The sequence below is a fragment of the Serratia sp. BFP-2025 genome (genome assembly GCF_050880365.1).
In the GTDB taxonomy this organism is placed as follows: domain Bacteria; phylum Pseudomonadota; class Gammaproteobacteria; order Enterobacterales; family Enterobacteriaceae; genus Serratia; species Serratia surfactantfaciens.
The window spans coordinates 18,516-39,548 of the sequence record NZ_JBPAFV010000003.1 but is presented as its reverse complement, the minus strand read 5'-3'; the positions used below and the strand labels follow the sequence as shown (position 1 = coordinate 39,548).

At 62.7% G+C, this 21,033-nt stretch carries 16 protein-coding genes; 2 read left to right on the top strand and 14 right to left on the bottom strand.

Annotation, left to right across the window (positions count from 1 at the left end):
• Positions 1 to 103: 103 nt before the first annotated feature.
• From ACRAWE_RS18210 to ACRAWE_RS18195, 4 genes are read right to left on the bottom strand one after another with little or no spacing between them, the layout of a single operon-like run.
• Positions 104 to 610, bottom strand: coding sequence for a YbaK/prolyl-tRNA synthetase associated domain-containing protein (locus tag ACRAWE_RS18210; RefSeq protein ID WP_309530805.1), 507 nt, complete (start codon positions 608 to 610; stop codon positions 104 to 106).
• A gap of 26 nt (positions 611 to 636) precedes the next feature.
• Positions 637 to 1,608 (bottom strand): threo-3-hydroxy-L-aspartate ammonia-lyase, encoded by a 972-nt coding sequence (locus ACRAWE_RS18205; protein WP_432525695.1) that lies wholly within the window; start codon positions 1,606 to 1,608, stop codon positions 637 to 639.
• A gap of 21 nt (positions 1,609 to 1,629) precedes the next feature.
• Positions 1,630 to 2,019 (bottom strand): RidA family protein, encoded by a 390-nt coding sequence (locus ACRAWE_RS18200; RefSeq protein ID WP_019453413.1) that lies wholly within the window; start codon positions 2,017 to 2,019, stop codon positions 1,630 to 1,632.
• Between the two features lie 54 nt (positions 2,020 to 2,073).
• Positions 2,074 to 3,348, bottom strand: coding sequence for a cation:dicarboxylate symporter family transporter (locus ACRAWE_RS18195; protein WP_154747854.1), 1,275 nt, complete (start codon positions 3,346 to 3,348; stop codon positions 2,074 to 2,076).
• Between the two features lie 316 nt (positions 3,349 to 3,664).
• Here ACRAWE_RS18195 and ACRAWE_RS18190 point away from each other — a divergent pair, with 316 nt between their 5' ends.
• On the top strand, positions 3,665 to 4,291 hold the full coding sequence (locus ACRAWE_RS18190; protein WP_019453414.1) for a helix-turn-helix transcriptional regulator: 627 nt from the start codon (positions 3,665 to 3,667) through the stop codon (positions 4,289 to 4,291).
• A 97-nt stretch (positions 4,292 to 4,388) separates the two neighbouring features.
• On the opposite strand, the gene ACRAWE_RS18185 is transcribed toward ACRAWE_RS18190, so the two are convergent.
• The 9 genes from ACRAWE_RS18185 to fes all read right to left on the bottom strand — a co-directional run bounded on the left by ACRAWE_RS18185 (position 4,389) and on the right by fes (position 17,152).
• Positions 4,389 to 5,006: a DUF2238 domain-containing protein gene (locus ACRAWE_RS18185; RefSeq protein WP_432525694.1), complete on the bottom strand. Its 618-nt coding sequence runs from the start codon at positions 5,004 to 5,006 to the stop codon at positions 4,389 to 4,391.
• Positions 5,007 to 5,126: 120 nt separating this feature from the next.
• On the bottom strand, positions 5,127 to 6,146 hold the full coding sequence (locus tag ACRAWE_RS18180) for a PQQ-binding-like beta-propeller repeat protein (RefSeq protein ID WP_432525830.1): 1,020 nt from the start codon (positions 6,144 to 6,146) through the stop codon (positions 5,127 to 5,129).
• Between the two features lie 106 nt (positions 6,147 to 6,252).
• Entirely contained in the window at positions 6,253 to 7,113 is an 861-nt protein-coding gene (locus ACRAWE_RS18175) for an isochorismatase (RefSeq protein ID WP_004930014.1), read from the bottom strand.
• Between the two features lie 3 nt (positions 7,114 to 7,116).
• Positions 7,117 to 8,745 (bottom strand): (2,3-dihydroxybenzoyl)adenylate synthase, encoded by a 1,629-nt coding sequence (locus tag ACRAWE_RS18170; protein WP_154747851.1) that lies wholly within the window; start codon positions 8,743 to 8,745, stop codon positions 7,117 to 7,119.
• A 7-nt stretch (positions 8,746 to 8,752) separates the two neighbouring features.
• A complete protein-coding gene (locus ACRAWE_RS18165; protein WP_063919665.1) occupies positions 8,753 to 9,958 on the bottom strand; it encodes an isochorismate synthase in 1,206 nt (401 codons plus the stop codon).
• 212 nt (positions 9,959 to 10,170) lie between these two features.
• Positions 10,171 to 11,439 carry an enterobactin transporter EntS gene (gene entS / locus ACRAWE_RS18160; RefSeq protein WP_019453418.1) on the bottom strand — a complete coding sequence of 423 codons (1,269 nt, stop codon included), beginning with the start codon at positions 11,437 to 11,439 and terminating at the stop codon, positions 10,171 to 10,173.
• Between the two features lie 175 nt (positions 11,440 to 11,614).
• Complete coding sequence (locus tag ACRAWE_RS18155) at positions 11,615 to 15,559, bottom strand: enterobactin synthase subunit F (RefSeq protein WP_432525693.1); 3,945 nt, start codon at positions 15,557 to 15,559, stop codon at positions 11,615 to 11,617.
• Between the two features lie 32 nt (positions 15,560 to 15,591).
• Positions 15,592 to 15,798 carry an MbtH family protein gene (locus ACRAWE_RS18150; RefSeq protein WP_019453420.1) on the bottom strand — a complete coding sequence of 69 codons (207 nt, stop codon included), beginning with the start codon at positions 15,796 to 15,798 and terminating at the stop codon, positions 15,592 to 15,594.
• The gene (gene fes / locus ACRAWE_RS18145; RefSeq protein WP_072271055.1) at positions 15,773 to 17,152 is read right to left on the bottom strand and encodes an enterochelin esterase; all 1,380 of its coding nucleotides are present in this window, start codon (positions 17,150 to 17,152) and stop codon (positions 15,773 to 15,775) included. Before fes ends, ACRAWE_RS18150 begins: the two co-directional genes overlap by 26 nt.
• A gap of 285 nt (positions 17,153 to 17,437) precedes the next feature.
• On the opposite strand from fes, the gene ACRAWE_RS18140 reads away from it, so the two are divergent.
• Positions 17,438 to 19,720 carry a TonB-dependent siderophore receptor gene (locus tag ACRAWE_RS18140; RefSeq protein WP_025159574.1) on the top strand — a complete coding sequence of 761 codons (2,283 nt, stop codon included), beginning with the start codon at positions 17,438 to 17,440 and terminating at the stop codon, positions 19,718 to 19,720.
• Positions 19,721 to 19,779: 59 nt separating this feature from the next.
• Here ACRAWE_RS18140 and ACRAWE_RS18135 read toward each other — a convergent pair whose 3' ends face one another.
• Entirely contained in the window at positions 19,780 to 21,012 is a 1,233-nt protein-coding gene (locus ACRAWE_RS18135; RefSeq protein ID WP_063919663.1) for a YncE family protein, read from the bottom strand.
• Between the last annotated feature and the right edge of the window lie 21 nt (positions 21,013 to 21,033).

Genomic DNA, 21,033 nt, shown 5'->3' with positions numbered 1-21,033 from the left:
AGCCAGCGGTTCCGAACAAAGGATATAGCATAAAAACGCTGAACCGGCGGTAAACGGCAGTTCAGCGTTGTTGTTCAACTCGTCTGAACAGACGCTCTTTTTCTCACTCCGCCATCGTCTCCGTACGCGCGAAATGAATAAACTCAGGCGCCGCAATACGCAGATAATCCTGCGCATTGAGCACCACGGAGCGTTGCAGATCGCCGGCGTTAAACGCAATGTCATCGTAACGCTCAAACAGCTCCGGATCGGCGACCAGTCTGAGCTGCGGGTGGAAGCTGAACGGCGGGATCGCCCCCGGCACGCAGGCCGTCAGGGTCGTGATTTCCGCCGGGCTGACCAACGACGCCTTTTTACCGCCCAACTCGGCCGCCAACCGCTGCAGATCCGCCTGACGGTCCGCCGCCAGCACCGCCAAAATGTAATGCTTGGCTCCGTCGATGCGCGTTTGGCACACCAGTGCCTTGGCGCCCTGCCCCTGTTCGGTGCCGCGCAATGCCGCTACCGCTTCGCAGCGCCCCTCCGCCGGATGTTCTATCACCCGGAATGCGGCCTCTCCGGCGCTCAGCAGCGCCACGACCTGCTCAAATACCGTCTTGTCTGTCACCATGGTTCTCTCTCGTCATCCGCCTGTTTCTATTGACCTGCCAGCAACTCGCCGTAGCGGCGAATGTCGACGTTGCCACCGCTGATGATCACACCGACGCGTTTTCCCCGCAGCATCGATTTCTGCGCGCAGGCGGCGGCGAACCCCAGGCAGCCGGTTGGCTCCACCACCATTTTCATCCGTTCAGCGAAAAAGCGCATGGCGGTAATCAGCTCATCGTCGGTCACCGTCAGAACGTCGTCAACGTCCCGGCGGATAATCGGGAAAGTATGTTGGCCCAGATGCTGCGTCTGTGCGCCATCGGCGAGGGTCTGCGGCGTCTCAATGTGAACGATGCGGCCGGTACGGAATGATTGCTGCCCGTCATTGCCCGCCAAAGGCTCTACGCCATAGACTCGGCAACCCGGCGACAGCCGACGCGCGGCGAGTGCAGAGCCGGCCAGCAACCCGCCGCCGCCCTGGCAAACGAACAGCGCGTCCAGTTCGCCGACCTCGTCGAACAGCTCTTTAGCCGCGGTACCCTGCCCGGCGATCACCTGCGGATGATCGTAAGGCGGGATCAGCGTTAATCCCTGTTGCTGCGCCAGATCCCGGCCGATCTGCTCGCGATCCTCATGATAACGGTTGTACTCCACCACTTTGCCGCCATAGCCGCGCGTCGCAGCCACTTTGGCCGCCGGCGCGTCGTGCGGCATAACGATCGTGGCGGGAATGTCGAGCAGCCTGGCAGCCAGCGCGATCGCCTGTGCATGATTGCCGGAAGAAAAGGCCACTACCCCGGCCTTGCGCTGCGCCGGAGAAAACTGCAGCAAGGCATTCATCGCACCGCGAAATTTAAAGGCGCCCATGCGCTGCAGGTTCTCGCATTTGAAAAATACGCTGGCGCCGAAATCGTCGTCAACCGTGCGTGAAGTCTGCACCGGCGTGCGGTGAGCATAATCCTTGATGCGCGCGGCTGCGGCGGCCACGTCGTCATAAACGGGTAAAATCAAATCGGTCATAGCGTTACCTGTCAGTAAGGGTTAAAGGGCGGCCAACGCGACAGCTTCCACTTCCACGGCGGCGCCATAATGCAGCTGCGATACGCCGGCCACCGCGCGCGCAGGGCGAAACTCGCCGATCCATTCGGCATACAGCGCATTGAAGGTCGGCCACAAATCGATATCCGTCAGATAGACGCGCACCTGAACCAGCTGCGCGCGGCCGACGCCGGCCCCTGCCAGGCAGGCATCCAGATTGTCGAGCACCTGGCGGACTTGCCGCGCGAAAGGTTCGCCGGCAAGACTCTCCCCGGAAAAGGCGATCGGCAATTGGCCAGAGATATAGACCGTCCCATTGGCCGTGCAACTGGGTGAGTAATGACCGGCGGGAGGAAAGCCGCCGGATCCGTTGTAAACCACATCATGCTTCATATTTAATCCTTGCACAGGTTCGAAAAGCCCTGCGGCAACCGCGCAGGGCGGCATTCAGACGGGTTTGCGCACGGCAGCTTCAGGCAGCCTCGCTTGAAAACCCACACGCTCTTTCTGCCAGTAAGAAATCGCCATGGTCGCCACGCCGTTGCCGGCCACGTTGGTCAACGTACGCATGGTATCCATCAAGCGATCCACGCCAAGAATCAGCGCCAGCCCCTCCATCGGTATCTCTGGAAACATCAACAGCGAAGCGGACAGCGTGACGAAAGCGCCGCCCGTCACGCCGGCTACGCCTTTCGAGGTCAGCAGAAACACCATCAATAGGCCGGCCTGTTGCGCCAGGCTCAGCTCCAAACCGGCGGCCTGAGCGATAAACAGCGCCGCTAACGTCATGTAGATTGAAGAGCCGTCCAGATTCAAGGAGTAACCGGTCGGCACGACAAAACCGACGGTGGCTTTACTACAGCCGGCCAATTCAAGTTTTTTCATCAGGCCCGGCAAGGCGGCTTCCGATGAGGTGGTGGTAAAGGCGATGATCAGCTCTTCCCTGATGAGTTTTAAGAAACCGAACAGGCTAAAACGGGTCAACCAGGCCACCACGGAAAACACCACCACAATGAGGAACAGACACCCCAGATAGACCAGCCCCACCAATTTCATCACCGGCATCAGCGCGCCAATGCCGTATTTGCCCAGCATGAACGCCGCCGCGCCAAATACGCCAACGGGCGCCAGCTTGAGGATGATATTGACCACTTTGAAGGTGGCTTCGGTAAGCAGATTCACCAAATCAACCACCGGCTTGCCTTTATCGCCCATTGCGTACAGCGCATAGCCAAACAGCAGAGCCACCAACAAGATTTGCAGCATGATGCCGCTGGCTAACGCATCAACCACCGTTTTCGGGATAATGCTCATCACGAAGTCCACGCCTTGCAGGGGCTCCGCCGGTTTAAGCACCGTGGCGGCATCAGCATGCAAGGCCAGCCCCTTGCCCGGCTCAAACAGATTGCCCATCACCAGGCCGATCAGCAGTGCCAACGTGCTGACCGCTTCGAAATAACAGACCGAGATCATGCCCAGGCGACCAACGCCGGCACCGCGTTTAACCTGCGCAAAACCGGCCACCACGGTGAGAAACACAATCAGGCCGGCCACCATTTTGATCAGCTTGACGAAGGCCGCCGCCAGCGGATTGAGCTGAGCGCCAATTTGCGGCCACAGCACTCCCAGCGCGCCACCGGCCGCCAGCCCTACCACTAACTGAAAGGTCAGCGTGGAGTAAAAAGGTTTTCGTGCAGAACCGACGACTGAAGTTGCAGACATTATTGTTCTCCATGCCCTTGCGGGCCGTTGAAGCTAGCGCTGAAAAACCCCGGTGTGTGCGATACGGCTTTTAACGCACGAACATTGTCATACTCAAAACAAATAATCTAAAATTAGAAAATAAGTCCAATGATAATGTTATATACCTGCGCGACAGTCAAATGCTAATCGGGAAGTGCAGAATTGGGAGCAGGATCATTTTTAGTGTCGCCAGGCGCCAGATGAAAACCGCCGTGCGCCGCACTTGTGGTATGTTCTTCATCTGGATCTGGCTCGAAATGAGCCAACGCCGCCAAGAGAGTGATCGGAGTGCCCTATGCCTGAAGTGCCGGAAAATTTACTGTTATCCCAGTTGAATGTGATTGCCGAGGGGCTGAGCGCCACCTTCGCGCCGTTTTGCGAAGTGGTGGTTCACGATCTGCAAAATCCCGAACACGCCATTTTGGCGATCCACAACAACCTGTCCGGACGAGAAGTCGGCCAAGCGGCGACGGAACTTGGCCTGGCTCGCATCGCTTCGGCGGAGTTTCCCAGCGTGATCGCCAACTACGGCAACCAGTTCGCCGACGGTCGCCCGGCGAAAAGCACCTCGATCGGCATCAAGAATGCGCAGGGCGACTACGTCGCCGCACTCTGTTTGAACGTTGATATGACGCTGTTCCGCGGCATGCAAAGCGCGCTGGCGCAGTTCACGCAAACGGCGGCCGGCGCGGTGACGGAACACCTGGAGCCCAGCGGCGCGGAGGCCATCCGCAACCGTATCGATCGCTTCGCCGCACGCCACGCCACCACGCCGCGCGCGCTGAAAACGCCGGACAGAAAGCGGTTGATTCAGGAACTGAGGGAGCAAGGTCTGCTCGAGGTGAAAAAGGCGATGGAAATCGTGGCGCAGCACCTCGGCGTTTCCCGCGCTTCGGTGTATCTCTATGCGAAAGAAGAGTGAAAAGGCGGCGCCTTTCAGCCCCGCCTGGTTACTTTACGTTTTTTCATAGAAAACCCGCCATACGGCGGGCTATTGCGATGTGATCATTTGAGGTTTATCAGCCTAAGCGAACAATTTGCCGATCCTGCCAGCGCCCGAACAGCAACAGGCCGCATATCGCCCCAAGCAGCGCGCAGAACATGTCGGACTGGGTGTCCCACGGGTCGCCCTGGGTGCCGAGAAACTCGTCGGCGCCCTGGCCCAGCGCCAGCGCCGCCCACCATTCGATCAACTCATACAGGGCGCTGATCGCCAGCGCGATGCAGCACACCACGAAGCCCAGCATCTTGCGCCCCTGTACATAGCCGCCGCGCAGCAGGATCTCGCGCGCCGCCAGCGCCGGCACCAATCCCTGAAAGAAATGCCCCAGTTTGTCGTACGGGTTGCGGCCAAGATCCAGCCACTGCTGCACCTCAAACCCCAGCGGCACGCGGGCATAGCTGTACATACCGCCGAAAATCAGAATCAGCGCGTGGAAGAAAATCAGCGTGTAGAGCAGCGGCGTCAGCGGGTAGCGGCGGTGGGTCAGCCACAGCAGCGGCAAAACAATCAAGACCGGCGCCACTTCCATCAGCCAGGTGGTGCGATCGTAAGGATGAATGCCGCTGTGGATCAGCGCCGCCAGCAGCAGCAGGGTGATCACAGACAACAACAGCGGAGAGCGTGAGACGGGCATATCCAACGTTCCTTCGGGTGAATAAGACAATCCCCTCTTTATACCGCAGATCGCACGGCGAAAAAAAACAGGCGGAGCGTCGCCGCTTCGCCTGTTCGAGGTGTGCTTACCTGGGTGAGATTATTTCAGCGCTACGCGGATCACGTCGTCCGGCGCGGTCGCTTCTTTCTCGCGGCTGGAAGCCTGTTTGACGCTGACATACAGCGTTTGGCCATCCGGCGACAGCGCCAGGCTGTTCGGATGAGTCGGCGTCTTGATGGTGTTCAGCACCTTGTAGCTCTTGGCATCGATCACGCTCACTTCGCCCGCCTGGCGGTGGGTGACGTAAACTTCATTGCGCGCCGGGTTGAACAGCACCGCCAGCGATTCCGGCACGTCGATCTTGCTCAGGATGTTGCCGTTGCGGGTATCCACCACCAGCACCTGCGGCTGTTTGGAATCGGTGATGAAGGCGCGGTGCGTGGCGGTATCCAGGCTGATGTTCAGGAAGAAGTGCTCTTTAGACTCATCCAGCTTCTTGCGCGACAGCACCTTGTTGCTCTGGGTGTCGATGGTCACCAGCTCGCCGTCGGCGTTGGTGACGTACAGGCGTTTGGCGGCGGCGTCCAGCGCCAGGCCGGTGCCGTATTTGCCGGTGTCGGTCACGGTGGCGCGCAGGGTCAGATCCTTGCCGTCCACCACCCACACCACGCTGGAATCCCCCAGCCCGGTGATGTACAGCGTGTCGCTGTCGGCATCCACCACCAGTTCACGCGGCGCCAGCGGCTTGACGGTTTCGGAGCGCTGGCGCGCGTCCAGCACCAGGCGGCCTTTCACGTCGCCGGTTTTGGCGTCGATCGCGGTTACCGAGTTATTGACGGTGTTGCCGAAGAACAGCGTGCCGGTCTTGGCATTGACGGCGGCGCCAAACGGCTTGATGTCGTTATGGATAATCTGGGTCACGTCCAGCGTGGTCGGATCCAGACGGTAGACGATGCCGCCCTTGTCCAGCTTGCGGCTCTGCGAGGTGGCCAGGTATAGCGCGTTTTCGCTCGGGCTGTAAGCCATTTCATAAGCGCCTTTGCCGACCGGCTTGCGCAGCACTTCCGGCGCGGTTTGCGCCTGCAAGGTGTTGGAGAACAGCAGCGTAGACAGCAGCATCAGCGGAAATGCCGCACGTTTTCCCTTGGTGATCAAAGTATTCATCAAAATCTCCTTATAAAGCCAACAGGGTGGCCGAACGGCCGCCCTCTGCTCGTGATTAAAATCAGGCTTTCTCTTCGGAAAGCAGCGCCCACCAGCTGTCGATGGTCGGGTTGCGCGCCAGCGCGATAAAGTCGATGTCGCCGCGGATCTTGCGCCAGCGGGTCGCCAGCTCCATGATGCGCACCGAATCCAGCCCGTAATCGATCAGGTTTTCATCGTTGCCCATGTCTTCGCTGTCTTCGTCCAGCAGCGGCAGGATCTGCTGACGCAGCGCATCGATGCTGGCGATACCGGCCGCCGGCAGCAGAGACGCGGTGGTCACCACCCGGCCGCAGCGGCCGGCGGTGTAGCGCAACGCCATCAGGTGTTCGTCGCGCGAGAAGTCCGCCAGGCCATCGGCCACCATGAACGGCTGGATATTGCGCATGAAGGCGTCGATGGCGGTGGTCAGGCAGCCGATGTGCGCATACACGCCACAGATGATCAGCTGATCGCGGCCGGACTCCTGCAGGATCTCCTGCAGCGGCGAGCGATGGAAGGCGCTGTAGCGCCATTTCACCAGCACCGTATCGTCTTCGTCCGGCGCCAGCGCGGCGGTCACCGCCTGCTGCTCGGGGTGCTTGTTCAGGCCCGGCCCCCACATGTCGTTCAACAGCGCGCGATCTTCATCGCTCTGCTGGTTCGGCTGCGCGGTATAGAACACCGGAATACCCTGCTGCTTGCAGTAGCGGCGCAGGTTGGCGATGTTCTCCACCACCTGTTTAATCAGCGCGCTGTCCTCGCCCCAGAAGTTGAGGAAATACTGCTGCATATCGTGGATCAACAGCGCGGCGCGCTGCGGCTCCACCTGCCAGGTGACTTTATTTTGCGGCAGTTCGTCCGCCGTCGGCAGCGCGTAATCATTAAGTTTTGGAATGGCCATCGATTAATCTCCCTGAGCCTGAGTCTGTAATTGCGCTTCGAGCTGCTGGCGCAGCCGTTTTTTGTCCACTTTGCCGACCGGGGTCAGCGGCAGGCTGTCCACCTGAATAAAGCGATCCGGCAGTTTGAAGTCCGCCACGCCCTGTTCACGCAGGTGACGGCGCAGCACCACCGGTTTCAGCGGCGCGTTGGCGATGATATAGGCGCAGCTCTTCTCCCCCATCAGCGCGTCCGGCATAGATACCAGCGCGGCATTGATCACGTCCGGATGGCGCAGCAGCAGGTTCTCGATCTCCTCGGCGGCGATCTTCTCCCCGCCGCGGTTGATCTGGTCTTTTTGCCGCCCCTGCACGGTGATGTAACCGTCTTCGCTGATGCTGATCAGATCGCCGGAGCAGTAGAAACCGTCGGCGTCGAAAGCATCGGCGTTGTGCGCCGGGCTCTGGTAGTAACCGCGGAAGGTGTAAGGCCCGCGCGTCATCAACCGCCCGACCTCGCCCGCCGGCAACGGATTGCCGTCGTCATCCGCCACCCATACCTCGTCGTCCGGCGACATCGGCCGCCCTTGCGTCGCCAGGATGTGGCGCTCGTCGTCGTCCAGTCGGGTGTAGTTCACCAGCCCTTCCGCCATGCCGAACACCTGCTGCAGTTGGCAGCCGATTTCGTTCTGAATGCGCGCCGCCAGCGTTTCGCCCAGCTTGGCACCGCCCACCTGCAGCAGTTTCAGGCTGACGAGCTGGGCATTGCCGCCCCACTCTTCGATCGCCTGCAGCCACAGCGTGACCGCCGGCGGCACCAGCGCCGTCACGTTGATTTGGTGCTGTTCGATCAGGCGGAAACATTGCCCGGCGTCCGGATCGGCGGCGAACACCACCAGCCCGGCGCCATAAAACACACCCAGCACGCCCGGCGAACTCATCGGATAGTTGTGCGCCACCGGCAGCGCGCACAGATAGCGGGTCTGCGCATCGAAACGGCAGATCTCCACGCTGCGGCGAATGCTGTAGTAGTAGTCATTGTGGGTGCGCGGGATCAGCTTCGGCGTACCGGTGCTGCCGCCGGAAAGCTGGAAGAACGCCACCTGATCGGCCGCGGAAGGCTGCGCGACGAAATCGTCGCTCGCTTCGCCCAGCCAGGCGGCCAGCGCCAGCTCTCCCTCGGCCTGGCTGCGCAGCGCCACGACCCGCAGCGAAGGATGCGCATCGCGGAAGGCGCTCAGGAATTGATCGTCGGCAAACAGTGCGTGCTGACGATCGGCGATCAGCAGCGCCGGTTTGATCTGCTCGGCATAGGCGTTCAGCTCGCTGCGCTGATGGCTGAACAGCGCGTTGACCGGCGCCACGCCAATTTTCAGCAGCGCGAAGAACACGATATAGAACTCCGCCACGTTGCCCAGCTGCACCAGTGCGGTGTCGCCGGATTTCACGCCGCGGCGCAGCAAAGCGGCCGCCAGGCGATCGGAGCGCTGCTGCAGTTCGCGGTAGGACAGGCTGCCCTGGGCGTCGATGATCGCCGGAGCGTCGTTGTTGGCCTGGCGTTCGAGGATCTCGGTCAGCGGCTTGTCAATCCAGTAGCCGCGCTCGCGATAGCGGCTGGCGAACTCCACCGGCCAGGGGGTAAAGGCAATGCTCATCTTGTCGTTATCCTTGATTCATACCAAAGGCACGCAGAATGGTGCTGAGTTTGGTGCCTGTTTCATGCCATTCAGATTCGGGTGAAGAGTCTTCCACGATGCCGGCGCCGGCGAACAGCCGTACCCGGTTGCCGTCAACGGTGCCGCAGCGGATAGTCACTACCCACTCGCCGTTGCCTTCGTCGTCGCACCAGCCGACGATGCCGCCGAACAGGCCGCGATCGAACGGCTCCAGCTTGCCGATCAGGGCGTGCGCCTGGGCCGTCGGCATGCCGCACAGCGCCGGCGTCGGGTGCAACAGGCAGGCCAGCGACAGGGCGTTTTCGTCGGGAGATGCCGCCTCGCCGTCGATCGGCGTGGAGAGATGCCACAGCGTGGTGGTGGTCAATAATTCAGGGGTTTGCGGCACGTTCAGGTAGCGGCAGCGGCCGGCCAGCACGTCACGCATGCTTTCGGTGACGATGCGATGCTCGTGGCGATCTTTCGCCGAGGCCATCAGCCGCTCTCCCACTTCGCGATCGCGCTGCGGGTCGGCCTCGCGCCGGGCGGAACCGGCCAGCGGGTTGGAATAGAAACGGCCGCCGTCCTGACGCAGCAGCAATTCGGGGCTGGCGCCCAACAGTGCGCCCTGCTCCAGCGGCACATGGAAATGGAAACCGTGTGGGTTCTGGGCAATCACGCGCGCCATCAGCGCATGGCGATCCACCGGCTGACGTGTTTCGATCTCCAGCAGGCGCGACAAGACCACTTTGTCCAACTCACCGGCCTTCATCGCGTCGACGGCGTCGCTGACCATGTTCATGAACGGCTGCTGTGGCGGCAGCTCCGTTACCCCGGCCAGCTCCGGCCCGTCCGCCGCCGGCCTAACGCCGGCCATAAAGGCGGCGCGATCGAACCAGCGGCTCTGCTGCGGAATAAAAAGCGCCGAAGGCTGCCGGGTATCGAACGGGATGGCGCCGCACAGCAGCGGCTTTTTGATGCCGGCCTGTCGGGCCTCGGCAAACGCCTGCCGTACGCTGCGCTGGAACTCGCCGTTCAGATCGGCGCCGTCTGCGGCCGGCAGGCGAATGCGGCTGAAACAACCGGTGGTGGTCAGACTGCGGAAAGGAGAAGTAAAGAAGAAGCCCGACGCCGGAGAAAAATCAGCGGCAAATCGCTGCTCTTCGCACTCCTGCACTTCCTTTCGATTGATGTCGTTCACGGCAGTATCCATCGCTTCGCCCTCAAGAATTTGAAGTGATAACCAATATAATAATGATTATCATTTGAGTTAATTCCGCGCTAAATTACTCGCCGATATTTGCTATGTCAATAAACGTAAGCACTTCTTTCATTTCGAAATCATGACATAAACGCTGTGGGTTTTACGCATGCCGATGATAAGCATTGCTATTTGATCCCACAGCGTCGAATTAACGCATCGAGTTACTTTTCACTGGCCGGCTGAGGCTCGTTCTGCGGCTCCGGTTTGTGCATCGTGACCTGACGCAAACCGGTCATGGCGAACAACAGCAGGATGCCGAGCGCCGCCGCGCCGAAGCCAAAGCCGCTGGCGCTCATCGCCGGCAGCATAAAGGCGCCCATCGCCCCCAGCAGCAACGCGCCCAGCGCATCGCCCACCACGTTCTGCGCCGTCCACAGGCCATTGATGCGGCCGAGGAAGTTGTCCGGCGTCAGGCTCTGGATCAGACCGTATTGCAACAGCGAGTTCAGCGCGCTCAGGTAGCCGAACGCCACCAGACACAGCAACGCCAGGCTGTACCACGGCATCAGGCCGAACAGGCCAATGGCGGCGAACGCCGCGATCGCCGTCAGCAGCATCACCCAGCCGGGGCGCGCCACGTGCGCCACGCGCCCGCTGGTGAACGCGCCGATGGCCGCGCCGAGCGGCACGGCGGCGTACATATAACCGAGGTGGGCAGCGTCGATGTGCCAACCTTCCGCCATCGCCGGGTACAGCACGCGCACCGCGCTGGCCATGGTCAGCAGCGCGCCGATCAGCGCCACCATGCCGATCACCTTGTTCTGGAACAGGAAGGCGAAACCGCCCGCCAGCGCGCGCAGCGGGTGTTCACGCGGCTGCGGCGGCGGCATCAGCTGCGGCAGGCTCAGCAGCGGCAGCAACGTCAGCAGGGTGCCGAACGCCGCCAGACCGTAGTTCCAGGCGATGCCCATATGGGCGATCACCAGGCCGCCGATCGCCGGAGAAAGAATCGAGCCGAAGCGCACCGTCAGCATGCTGATGGCGCCCGCCTGCACGATGTTTTCGCGGCCCACCAGCGCCGGCGTGGCCGCCAGCAGCGCCGTCACCCCCACCGCGCCGAAGAAGCCGTCCCACACCGCCAGCAGATAAATGGCCGCCAGCGAAGGCGACGGCAGCAGGGCGTTGAGACACAGGCCGACAAAACCGACGCCGCAGGTGGAACGCGCAAACAGAATCAGCCGGCGTCGCTCATAGCGATCGGCCAATACCCCTCCCATCAGCAGCCCAGCGAACATGCCGCCGCCGGCCAGCGTCACCGCCAGCCCGACCTGCAGGGTGGAACCGGTCAACGCCTGGATCTGCACCGGGATGGCGATCGCCATCAACCCCAGCGCCACAATGGAGATAAAGCGCGCGCAGAACACCGCGCGGAAAGCCCGGTTGGTTTTCAGCAGGCTAAAATCAAGCAGGATGGAGGGTTTGCTACTCATCGGTTGTTCACCACATCTTTAAACGGGGATTCTGCAGTTGCGGGGCGCTATGCTAGCACAGATGACGAAATCAATAATGATAATAAAACTCATTGATATTCAATTGTGAGCGACCGCAAGAAACGCCGCCAAACGCGGGATAATCCCCGTGTCTGGCGGCGGGATGAGGGAGTCATTACAGCGTGCGCAAGATCCGGTTCAGCAGCGGCCCCAGCACTTTGAACGACGCCGGCGAAACGATATCGACGTGCGCACAGTCCAGCTCGTGCGCCTGCAGCGCATCAACGTACTGCGACCAGGTTTGCTGCACGTCCATCCCTTCCTGCAGCGTGCGTTTAGCGACGAACAGCGTCGCCTGGCCGTGGAAACGGGCGGTGCGGGTACGCGACAGCAACCGCACCGAATCGGCGTAGTTGGCTTCGATGTTGTCGAACATCGCCGTGCGCGTCTCGCCTAGCGCCGGATCGAGCGTGTCCTGCGACACCGCCAGGAACTGCTCGCGCTCGCGCTGCACTTCCTTCAACACGTTGTCGTCCAGCATCACGTCCCAGTTTTGGGTCTCCGGCGGATAGGTATCCAGCAGGCCGAGGAACGCCACCTGCTCGCCGCGCGCCTGCAGCCGGGCGGCGATGCCCTGCGCCAGCGTGCCGCCAAGCGAATAACCGATGAAGTGGTACGGCCCGTGCGGCTGCACCTGCAACACCGTCTGCAAGTGGGCATCCACTACCTGATCCATGTCTTCGCTCAGCGCCAGCGGGCCATCCGGCCGCGGCGACTGGATGCCGACCAGCGACCAGTGTTGGTCGAGATAGCGCGGCAATACGCTGAACTGCCAGGAGAAGCCGGATGCCGGATGCAGACAGAACAGCGTCGGCCCCTCGGTGACGCGCAGCGGCAACACGCTGTCGAAGCCACTGCGATCGGCCTCTTCCTGCGTGCGATCTTCCGCCAGCAAGGCGGCCAGTTGCTCAACGCGCGACGCCACCATCACCTGGCCGACGGACACCGCCTTGCCCAGATCGCGGCGCAGCTCCGCCGCCAGGCGCATCGCCAGCAGCGAATGGCCGCCGAGCGCGAAGAAATCGTCGTCGGCGAACACCTGCTCGCGCTGCAGCAAACGGGCGAATACCGCCGCGATCTCGCTTTCCAACCCGGCCTGCGGCTGCCGTCCTGCCTTGCGTTCACCGCCCTGCGGCTGCGGCAACGCCTTGCGATCCAGCTTGCCGTTGGCGCTCAGCGGCAAATCCTGCATTTCCACCAACGCCACCGGCACCATGTGCGGCGGCAGGCGGTCGGCCAGCGCCGCACGCAAAACTTCCGCATCCCAGCTCGCGCCGGGTTGCATCACCAGATAACCCACCAGCTGGCGCGCATCGCCGCCGGCGTCCACCGGCGTACCCTGCAACACCAGCGCGTGCGTCACCGCCTGGCGCACGCCCGGCAGCGACAGCAAGGCGTGGTCGATTTCACTCAGCTCGATACGCTGCCCGCGGATCTTCAGCTGATCGTCGCTGCGGCCCAAATATTCCACCGCGCCGTCCGGCAGCCAGCGCGCCACGTCGCCGGTGCGGTACATCCGTCCGCCCTCGCCGAACGGATCGGCGACAAAGCGGCTGGCGGTCAGATCCGGCCGGCCAAGGTAGCCGTGCGCCAGCTGCACGCCGGTCAGATACAGATCGCCCGCCACGCCCGGCGGCACCGGCCGCAGGCGCGCGTCCAGAATGCGCAACCCGGTGTTCCATACCGGCAGGCCGATCGGCACGTTGGCGCCGGTCACCTTCGCCAGCGCGTCGCCGTAGGCCGGATGCCAGGTCACGTCCACCGCCGCCTCGGTCGGGCCGTAGAGGTTGTGCAACGGCACCGCCGTGCGGCTTTGCCACAGGCGGCACAGCTCCGCCGGCAGCGCTTCGCCGCTGCAGAACACCTGGCGCAGCGCGGCGCAGCTCGCCACCGCCGCGTCGTCGTCCAGGGCAGCGACGAAGGCCGCCAGCATCGACGGCACGAAGTGCAGCGTGGTAATGCGATGTTGTGCGATCAGCTGTTGCAGCTGCTGCGGGTCGCGGTGCGCCTCCGGCGGCGCCATCACCAGCCGGGCGCCGACCATCAGCGGCCAGAAGAATTCCCACACCGAGACGTCGAAACTGCACGGCGTTTTCTGCAGCACCGCGTCGTCCGCCCCCAGCGGATACTGATGCTGCATCCACAGCAAGCGGTTGACGATCGCCTGATGGCCGACCAGCACGCCTTTCGGGCGCCCGGTGGAGCCGGAGGTAAAGATGATATAGGCCGCATGATCCGGCGTCGGGCCCGCGATCGCCACCCCGGCGGCGTGATCGGCCGCCAGCGGTGCGTCATACAGCAAAATTTCGCCCTTGTCGGCGAAACGCGCCTGCTGCGCCGGGCTGGTGATGACCAGCCGGGGCGCAGCGTCTTCCAGCATCATCGCCAGCCGCTCGTCCGGATAACCGGTGTCCAGCGGCAGGTAGGCGGCGCCCGCTTCCACGATCGCCATCAACGCCAGCGACAGGAACACCGAGCGCGGCAGCGCCACCGCCACGATGTCGCCCGGCCGTACGCCCTGCACAACCAGCTGGCGCGCTAGCGCCGTGACCTGTTCGCGCGTTTCGCGGTAGGTGAAGCTGAAATGCGCATCCGCCAGCGCCGGCGCGTTCGGCGTGCTTTGCGCCTGCTGCGCCAGCAGTTGGCTCAGCGTGGTCGCCGGCACCGGATGCGCCGTGTCGTTGACCCGCGCCAGCAGAGCGCGATCGTCGGCGGTCAGCATGTCGGCTTCGCCGATCGGCAACGTTGCCTGCGCGGCGAACTGCGCCAGCAGCAGCGGCAACCGCTGCAGATGCGCCAGCAGTTCCTGACGGCTGTAACGCTCGGCGTTGGCCAGCAGCTCCACCTTCAGCTGATGGTGTTCGTCGATAAACAGCGCAATCTCCAGATCGCGCACCGGCCCGGAGGCCAGATCGTGGGTAATGCCTTCGATACCGGCGAAGTCCAGCTGGTAATCGAACATTTTGAAGTTGAAGACCGTACCGTACAGCGGTTCACCGTCGCCGATGCGCCCCAGATCGCGCTGCACCTGTTCAGCGTCGTAGCGCTGATGGCGGCGCACCGTTTTCAGCTCGCGGCTGATGCGAGCGGCGGCCTCATACAGCGTGGCCTGCGGCTCGAGGTGCATCTCCATCGGCAGCACGTTGATCACCGGGCCGGCGGCGCACAGGGCGGCCGATCCGGTACGGCGCATGAAGATAAAACCGGCGCTGAAGCTCGGTTGGCCGCTCAGACGCGACACCCACAGCGCCACCAGCGCCACCGCCATATCGGCGGCGTTCAGCTTCTGCTGCGCGCCGCACTGCACCAGTTCGGCGAAGGCCTGCGGATCGCAGCGCTGTTCCAGCCGGTGGATGCGCGGTGTGGGCGTTTGCCCGGCCAGCGGCTGCGGACAGAGCGTGGCCGGCGGCGGCAGCTGCCGTGCTTTTTCGCGCCAGAAATCGGCGTCGCGTTGCCAGGCCGGGGCCTGCCGGTAAGCCTGGTATTCCGCCACCACGTCGCTGAACGCCGTGAAAGGCGTCGGTTCCAGCGCGTCGCCGCGGCAAAGATGGGTGTAAATCGCCGCCACGCGGCGCGCGATGGCGGTGAAGCTGAAACCGTCCACCAGCAGATGGTGATAGCGCTGATACCAGAACCAGCGGTCATCCGCCAGACGCATCACCACATGACGATACAGCGGCGCGCCGCTGCCGGCGCGCAGATCGCTCGCCAGATCGATGTCCATCAGCGCGCGCGCGGCGGCTTCAGGATCCGGCGACGTCGTCAGATCGACAAGTTCCGGCGCGTGCACCACCAGCGTGTCATCCAGCCATTGCACCGGCACGCCGTCGCGTTCCGCAAAACGCAGGCGCAGCATGTCCACCTCGCCCAGACCCTGGATGATGGCCTGCAGCAGAGGCTCCACGGCGACAGGGCCGTTGAGTTCGATGGCGTGAGCCACCGCGTAGGCATTGCGATGCGGGGAGATTTGATCGGCGACCCAGATGCCGGGTTGTGCCGCGACCAGCGGCCATTCGCCCGCAAGCGCCGGGCCGCTGAGAGAGTTAGGGGTGTGTGACACTGCTTATTGCTCCCGTGATTACCTGGCGCCGGTCACGCCTCGCGTGCTGCGACCGGCAGAATGTCTTGCCAATGCTGTTCCAGCCATTCGGCGCACTCGGTGCGCGCCGCCGGGCCGAAGACGATCGTCCACTCGGACGGAATGGCGCGGAAATCCGGCCACAAACTGTATTGTTGTTGTACGTTGCGCAGCACCAGGCTGCGCTGCTGTAGATCATCGAACGGATTCAGGCTTTCCATCATGTGTTCCTCGTGCCGTTGCCGTCGCCGATGCCGGATAAGCGGTGGCGAAAGCGGAAGCCCATACCGCCTGCAGCCCGTCGGTCAGGCCGCTGCGCCAGCACAGCGCGTCATGCCCGCCTTCCACCACCCGGTAGTGCACCCGATGGCCGGCGTCGCTCAGGCGTGCCGCCATTTCGCCGCTGACCCGATGCACCAGCTTTTCCTGCGAACCGGCTTCCATAAAGACCTTCAGCGCGCCGTGGTTGCCCAGGCCGTGACGTTCTACCTGCTGCATCAGCCAGCAGGCGTCGTCGGGAATGCTCGGCAGCTGCAGCATGTCGCGCCGCGGCCACCAGTAGGAACCGGACTGGGTGATCACCGCGCCGAAGCGCTGCGGCCAGCGCAGCCCGGCATACAGGGAGGCCAGGCCGCCAAAGCTTTGCCCCGCCACCACCGTATCGGCCGGTTTGTCGCTGTGCGGCGCCCAGTCGGCCAGCTGCGGCATCAGTTCTTCCTGCACCGCCAGCCAGAAGTCGTCTTTGCAGGTCAGTTCGCGCGACCGGTGCGGCAGATCGATGATATCGATCAGCACATACACCGCTTCCGGCAACGCCCCTTCGCGGGTCAGCTGCATCAGCGGCTCCCAGACCGGCATCTGCTTCGCCCAGAATTGGCCGTCGAGCAGGATAGCCAACGGGCGCTCGGCCGGCTTGCTGTCGCCGGTGGTGTAAATCCAGACGTCGCGGCTGTTGCCGAGACGCTCGCTCTGCCAGGTATGGCGCTGCAAACGCGCCGGCAGCGGCGGCGTGCAGCGCCCGCTGGCTATTTCATACTCATCGAACGAACGCCATACCGGCTGCGGCGGCGCATCCGGCATGTGCAGGCCGGAGACGCTGTGGCCGCTGGCGCTTTGCCAGGAGCGGTACGGGTTGAGCAGATCGGGGGTGGCGCTGGCGAACACCTGGTGCCACCAGTGCCGCAGGTTGTGCATGTTGGCGTGCGCATCGTCGCCGCTGAACGCCGGCGGCCGCTCGTCAAAGCAGGGGATAAAGCAGTAGCTGCCGCGCCAGGCGCCGCTCAGCTCGGTCTGCCAGTACCACACGTCGGTGCCGGCCAAACGCTGCAGGCTTTGCGGCGGATTCGGCTGATGATGGTCGGTCAGGCAGTTGATGTTGATCCACACGCGACGGTAGGCGGAGGTCAATTCGCATCCCTGAGGATCGCGCCAGAAAAAGGTGGTTCGCCACCGGCCGTTACCCGCCGGTTCTACCCATGGCGTACCGCGTCGTGCCACCGTCAACCACCACCCTGGACTGCCCGCATTGCTGCTGGCCAATAATCTGCTGCTTTCTGACTGTAGTTCTGTATTCACAACGCCTACCCATTTTGTAGTTGGCGGCACCGGGAACGTCGACTTTTCCCTATCGCCGGCCACCGCCCGAACGCACTGTACGCCAAATACTATTGATAATAATTTGCATTTGCAATAGTGTGTAAGGCTTGGAGATCGTGCTGGTATTGCGCGCAACGGACAGGGATCGGGGATACATCAATGGCATCCCTTGCCGCAGCCGATTTTCTATTTCCGACTACACAAAAAACTACAACCGCCCTTCCCCCCATTCGGCGAGGGATGGCAGCAAGGTAGGACACTCAAATGAAAAGCAAGCTATCACGTTATTCTTTAGCCACTCTTATCGGCTTGGGATTGGGCGCGTCCGCGTTCGCCAACGCCGCACAGCAGGCTGATACCACCACCACGGAAGAAAACAGCGGCGCCACGGATAAAAAACCGCGCGGCGAAGACACCATCGTCGTCACCGCCGCCCGGCAGAACCTGCAGGCGCCGGGGGTGTCCACCATCACCGCCGACGAGATCAAGAAACGCCCGCCGGCGCGCGACATCAGCGAACTGATCCGCACCATGCCGGGGGTTAACCTGACCGGCAACTCCACCAGCGGCCAGCGCGGCAACAACCGCCAGATCGATATCCGCGGCATGGGCCCGGAAAACACCCTGGTGCTGATCGACGGCAAACCGGCCTCCAGCCGCAACTCGGTGCGCCAGGGCTGGCGCGGCGAGCGCGACTCGCGCGGTGATACCGCCTGGGTACCGCCGGAAATGATTGAACGCATCGAAGTGCTGCGCGGCCCGGCCGCGGCGCGCTACGGCAACGGCGCGGCGGGCGGCGTGGTCAACATCATCACCAAGAAGGCCGGCGATGCGCTGCATGGCTCGCTGAACGGCTACTTCAACGTGCCGCAGCACAAGCAGGAGGGCGCCACCAAGCGCACCGACTTCAGCCTGTCCGGCCCGCTGAGCGATTCCCTGAGCTTCCGCCTGTTCGGCGGCTACAGCAAAACGCAGGCCGACGCCTGGGACATTAACGAATCACATAAATCCGAACGCGTAGGCGCCTACGCCAGCAGCCTGCCCGCCGGGCGCGAAGGGGTGGTCGATAAAAACATCGACGCCTTGCTGCACTGGGACTTCGCCCATCTGCAGTCATTGGAGTTCGAGTATGCCTATGGCCGTCAGGGCAACCTGTATTCCGGCGATACCCAGAACACCAACACCAATGCCCTGGTGCAGAGCAACTACGGCAAAGAGACCAACCGCATCTACCGTGAAACCTTCGGCCTGACCCATCGCGGTGCCTGGGACAACGGCGTGAGCACCAACAACTACGTGCAGTTCGAGCGCACCCGCAACACCCGTCTGAACGAAGGACTGGCCGGCGGCACCGAAGGCATCTTCGACACCAAAAATACCGGGTTCGGCACCACCAAGCTGGACGACTTCCTGGCGCACAGCGAAGTCAGCGTGCCGTTTGAGCTGGGCGTTTCACAGACCGCCACGCTGGGTACCGAGTGGACCCAACAGCGGATGAAAGACGGTACTTCCACCAGCCAAACGCTGATGGGCGGCACCATTCCCGGCATGGGCAACGGCACGCGCAGCCCTTACGCTTCCGCGCATATCTTCTCGCTGTTCGCCGAAGACAATATCGAGCTGACCGACACCACCATGCTGACGCCGGGCCTGCGCTACGATCTGCATTCAGAATCCGGCAACAACTGGAGCCCGGCGCTGAACCTGTCGCAGGAACTGGGCGACTACTTCACGCTGAAAATGGGCATCGCGCGTTCCTATAAGGCACCGACCCTGTACCAGACCAACGGCAACTACCTGCTGTACAGCAAAGGCCAGGGGTGTGCGGGCAGCGATGTCAGAAACGGCTGCTACCTGCTGGGCAACGACGATCTGAAGGCGGAAACCAGCGTCAACAAAGAGATCGGGCTGGAGTTCCATAACGAAGGCTGGCTGGCCGGCGTAACCTACTTCCGCAACGATTACCACAACAAGATTGAAGCGGGTAACTCGCGCATCGCCACCAGCAGCACCGGCACGGCGGTTTATCAGTGGGAGAACGTACCGAAAGCGGTCGTACAAGGGCTGGAAGGCTCGCTGAACGTGCCGGTCAGCGAGACCGTCACCTGGAGCAACAACGCCACCTACATGATCGAGAACAAGAACAAGACCACCGGCGATTACCTGTCGGTGATCCCGAAGTTCACCGTCAACTCGACTCTCAGCTGGCAGGCCACGCAGGATCTGTCGATGCAGTCCACCCTGACCTGGTACGGCCGTCAGAAGCCGAAGAAGTACAACTACCAGGGTAAACCGGCCACCGGCGGCGAAACCCGCGAGGTCAGCCCTTATGCCGTCGTCGGCGCCAGCGCGACCTATGACCTGACCAAAAACGTCAGCGTCACCGCCGGTATCGACAACCTGTTCGATAAACGCCAGTTCCGCGCCGGTAACGCGCAGAACGTGGGCGACCCGATTACCGGCGCGGTCAACATCGCCGGCGCGGGCGCGGCCACCTACAACGAACCGGGCCGTACCTACTACATGAGCATCAACACCCACTTCTGATGACATGACCCAACGACAAAGGGGCGCCGCGGCGCCCCTTTTTTTATCTTTCCATTGCGTTATTTGGTATGCAGCTGAATGCGCACCACGCTTTCCGGCTTGCCGGCCTTGGTGGAAGCGCCGTCGTTTTTCACCGTCACGAACAGCGCGTCGCCTTTCGGATCCAACGCCAGGCTGTTAGGGTGCGGCGGCAGGTCTACGGTTTGCAGGCGCTTGAGCGTCTTGGCGTCGAACACCGTCAGCGTGCCGGCACCGTGATCCACGCGCACGCCTTTGCGATTGGCGACATACAGCCGCTGGCTGCGCTCATCGAGCAGCAGGCCGATCGGCACCTCATCCGTCAGCTCGCTGGCCAGCACCTTGCCGCTGTCCGCATCCAGCGCAAACACCCGGTGACCGCTGCTGCGCTTCACGTAGTCGTGCCCCAGATGATGGTTGCGGTAGTCGTCGCGATCGATGCCCTGATCGACGCCCAGCAGGCGATTGCTCGCCGGGTCATACACCAGATTCAGCAGCTGATCGGCCTGCACTTCGTGCGTGGCGGTGATGGCCAGCGTGTCGGCGTTCAGGGTGATCACCTGCCCCTGCATGTTGGAAACGAATACCCTGCGGCCCTTCTCATCCAGCGTGATGCCCACCGCGTTGTAGCCGAAGCCCGGGATCACTTTCTCCAGCTTGCCGGCTTTGGTATCGACCACGTACAGCACGCTGTCGACGCCGAAGCCCAGGCCCGGCAGGAACAGACGGCCGCTTTGCGCGTCATACTTGAGCTCGCGGAGGCGGTACAGGTAGTCCTCGGTGATTTTGAATTTCTTCAGCTCCGCCAGCAGGAAATCCAGGCGCTTGCCGCTGATGCCCGCCTGCTTGTAAGCCTGCTCCAGCACCGCTTTGTCCAGCAGCTTGATGCTGCCCAGCGCGTGGTTGGTGGTGGTGTCTACCACCCCGACTTCACCGTTGAAGGCCTGCGTCAGGTACAAGCGATTGCCCGCATCGTTCAGCGCCACGCCGAAGCCTTTCACCTGCAGCGGGATCTCCGCCTTGATCGCCAGGGTGTTGGGATCCAGCCGCAGCACGCGGGAGCGCGCCTCTTCCTTCCAGTCCGGCGCGCTGACGAACAGCGCCTGTTGCGAGGTGCTGTAGGCCATCTCCACCACCGTCGACGACAGCGCCTCGCGCTTGATGTCCTGCGGTTTGATGCCGACATCGTTCGCCTGCGCGGCGCCGGCGACCACCAGAGAGGCCGCCACCAGCAGCGACAGTAACGCGCGCGGGGTTGCTAGGGTTCCAGACATCCTTTTATCTCCTTGAAAATC

Bases quoted from the DNA above. Each gene is read 5' to 3' on its own strand.
- ACRAWE_RS18210 (WP_309530805.1), bottom strand. From the start codon at position 610: ATGGTGACAGACAAGACGGTATTTGAGCAGGTCGTGGCGCTGCTGAGC.
- ACRAWE_RS18205 (WP_432525695.1), bottom strand. From the start codon at position 1,608: ATGACCGATTTGATTTTACCCGTTTATGACGACGTGGCCGCCGCAGCC.
- ACRAWE_RS18200 (WP_019453413.1), bottom strand. From the start codon at position 2,019: ATGAAGCATGATGTGGTTTACAACGGATCCGGCGGCTTTCCTCCCGCC.
- ACRAWE_RS18195 (WP_154747854.1), bottom strand. From the start codon at position 3,348: ATGTCTGCAACTTCAGTCGTCGGTTCTGCACGAAAACCTTTTTACTCC.
- ACRAWE_RS18190 (WP_019453414.1), top strand. From the start codon at position 3,665: ATGCCTGAAGTGCCGGAAAATTTACTGTTATCCCAGTTGAATGTGATT.
- ACRAWE_RS18185 (WP_432525694.1), bottom strand. From the start codon at position 5,006: ATGCCCGTCTCACGCTCTCCGCTGTTGTTGTCTGTGATCACCCTGCTG.
- ACRAWE_RS18180 (WP_432525830.1), bottom strand. From the start codon at position 6,146: ATGCTGCTGTCTACGCTGCTGTTCTCCAACACCTTGCAGGCGCAAACC.
- ACRAWE_RS18175 (WP_004930014.1), bottom strand. From the start codon at position 7,113: ATGGCCATTCCAAAACTTAATGATTACGCGCTGCCGACGGCGGACGAA.
- ACRAWE_RS18170 (WP_154747851.1), bottom strand. From the start codon at position 8,745: ATGAGCATTGCCTTTACCCCCTGGCCGGTGGAGTTCGCCAGCCGCTAT.
- ACRAWE_RS18165 (WP_063919665.1), bottom strand. From the start codon at position 9,958: ATGGATACTGCCGTGAACGACATCAATCGAAAGGAAGTGCAGGAGTGC.
- entS (WP_019453418.1), bottom strand. From the start codon at position 11,439: ATGAGTAGCAAACCCTCCATCCTGCTTGATTTTAGCCTGCTGAAAACC.
- ACRAWE_RS18150 (WP_019453420.1), bottom strand. From the start codon at position 15,798: ATGGAAAGCCTGAATCCGTTCGATGATCTACAGCAGCGCAGCCTGGTG.
- ACRAWE_RS18140 (WP_025159574.1), top strand. From the start codon at position 17,438: ATGAAAAGCAAGCTATCACGTTATTCTTTAGCCACTCTTATCGGCTTG.
- ACRAWE_RS18135 (WP_063919663.1), bottom strand. From the start codon at position 21,012: ATGTCTGGAACCCTAGCAACCCCGCGCGCGTTACTGTCGCTGCTGGTG.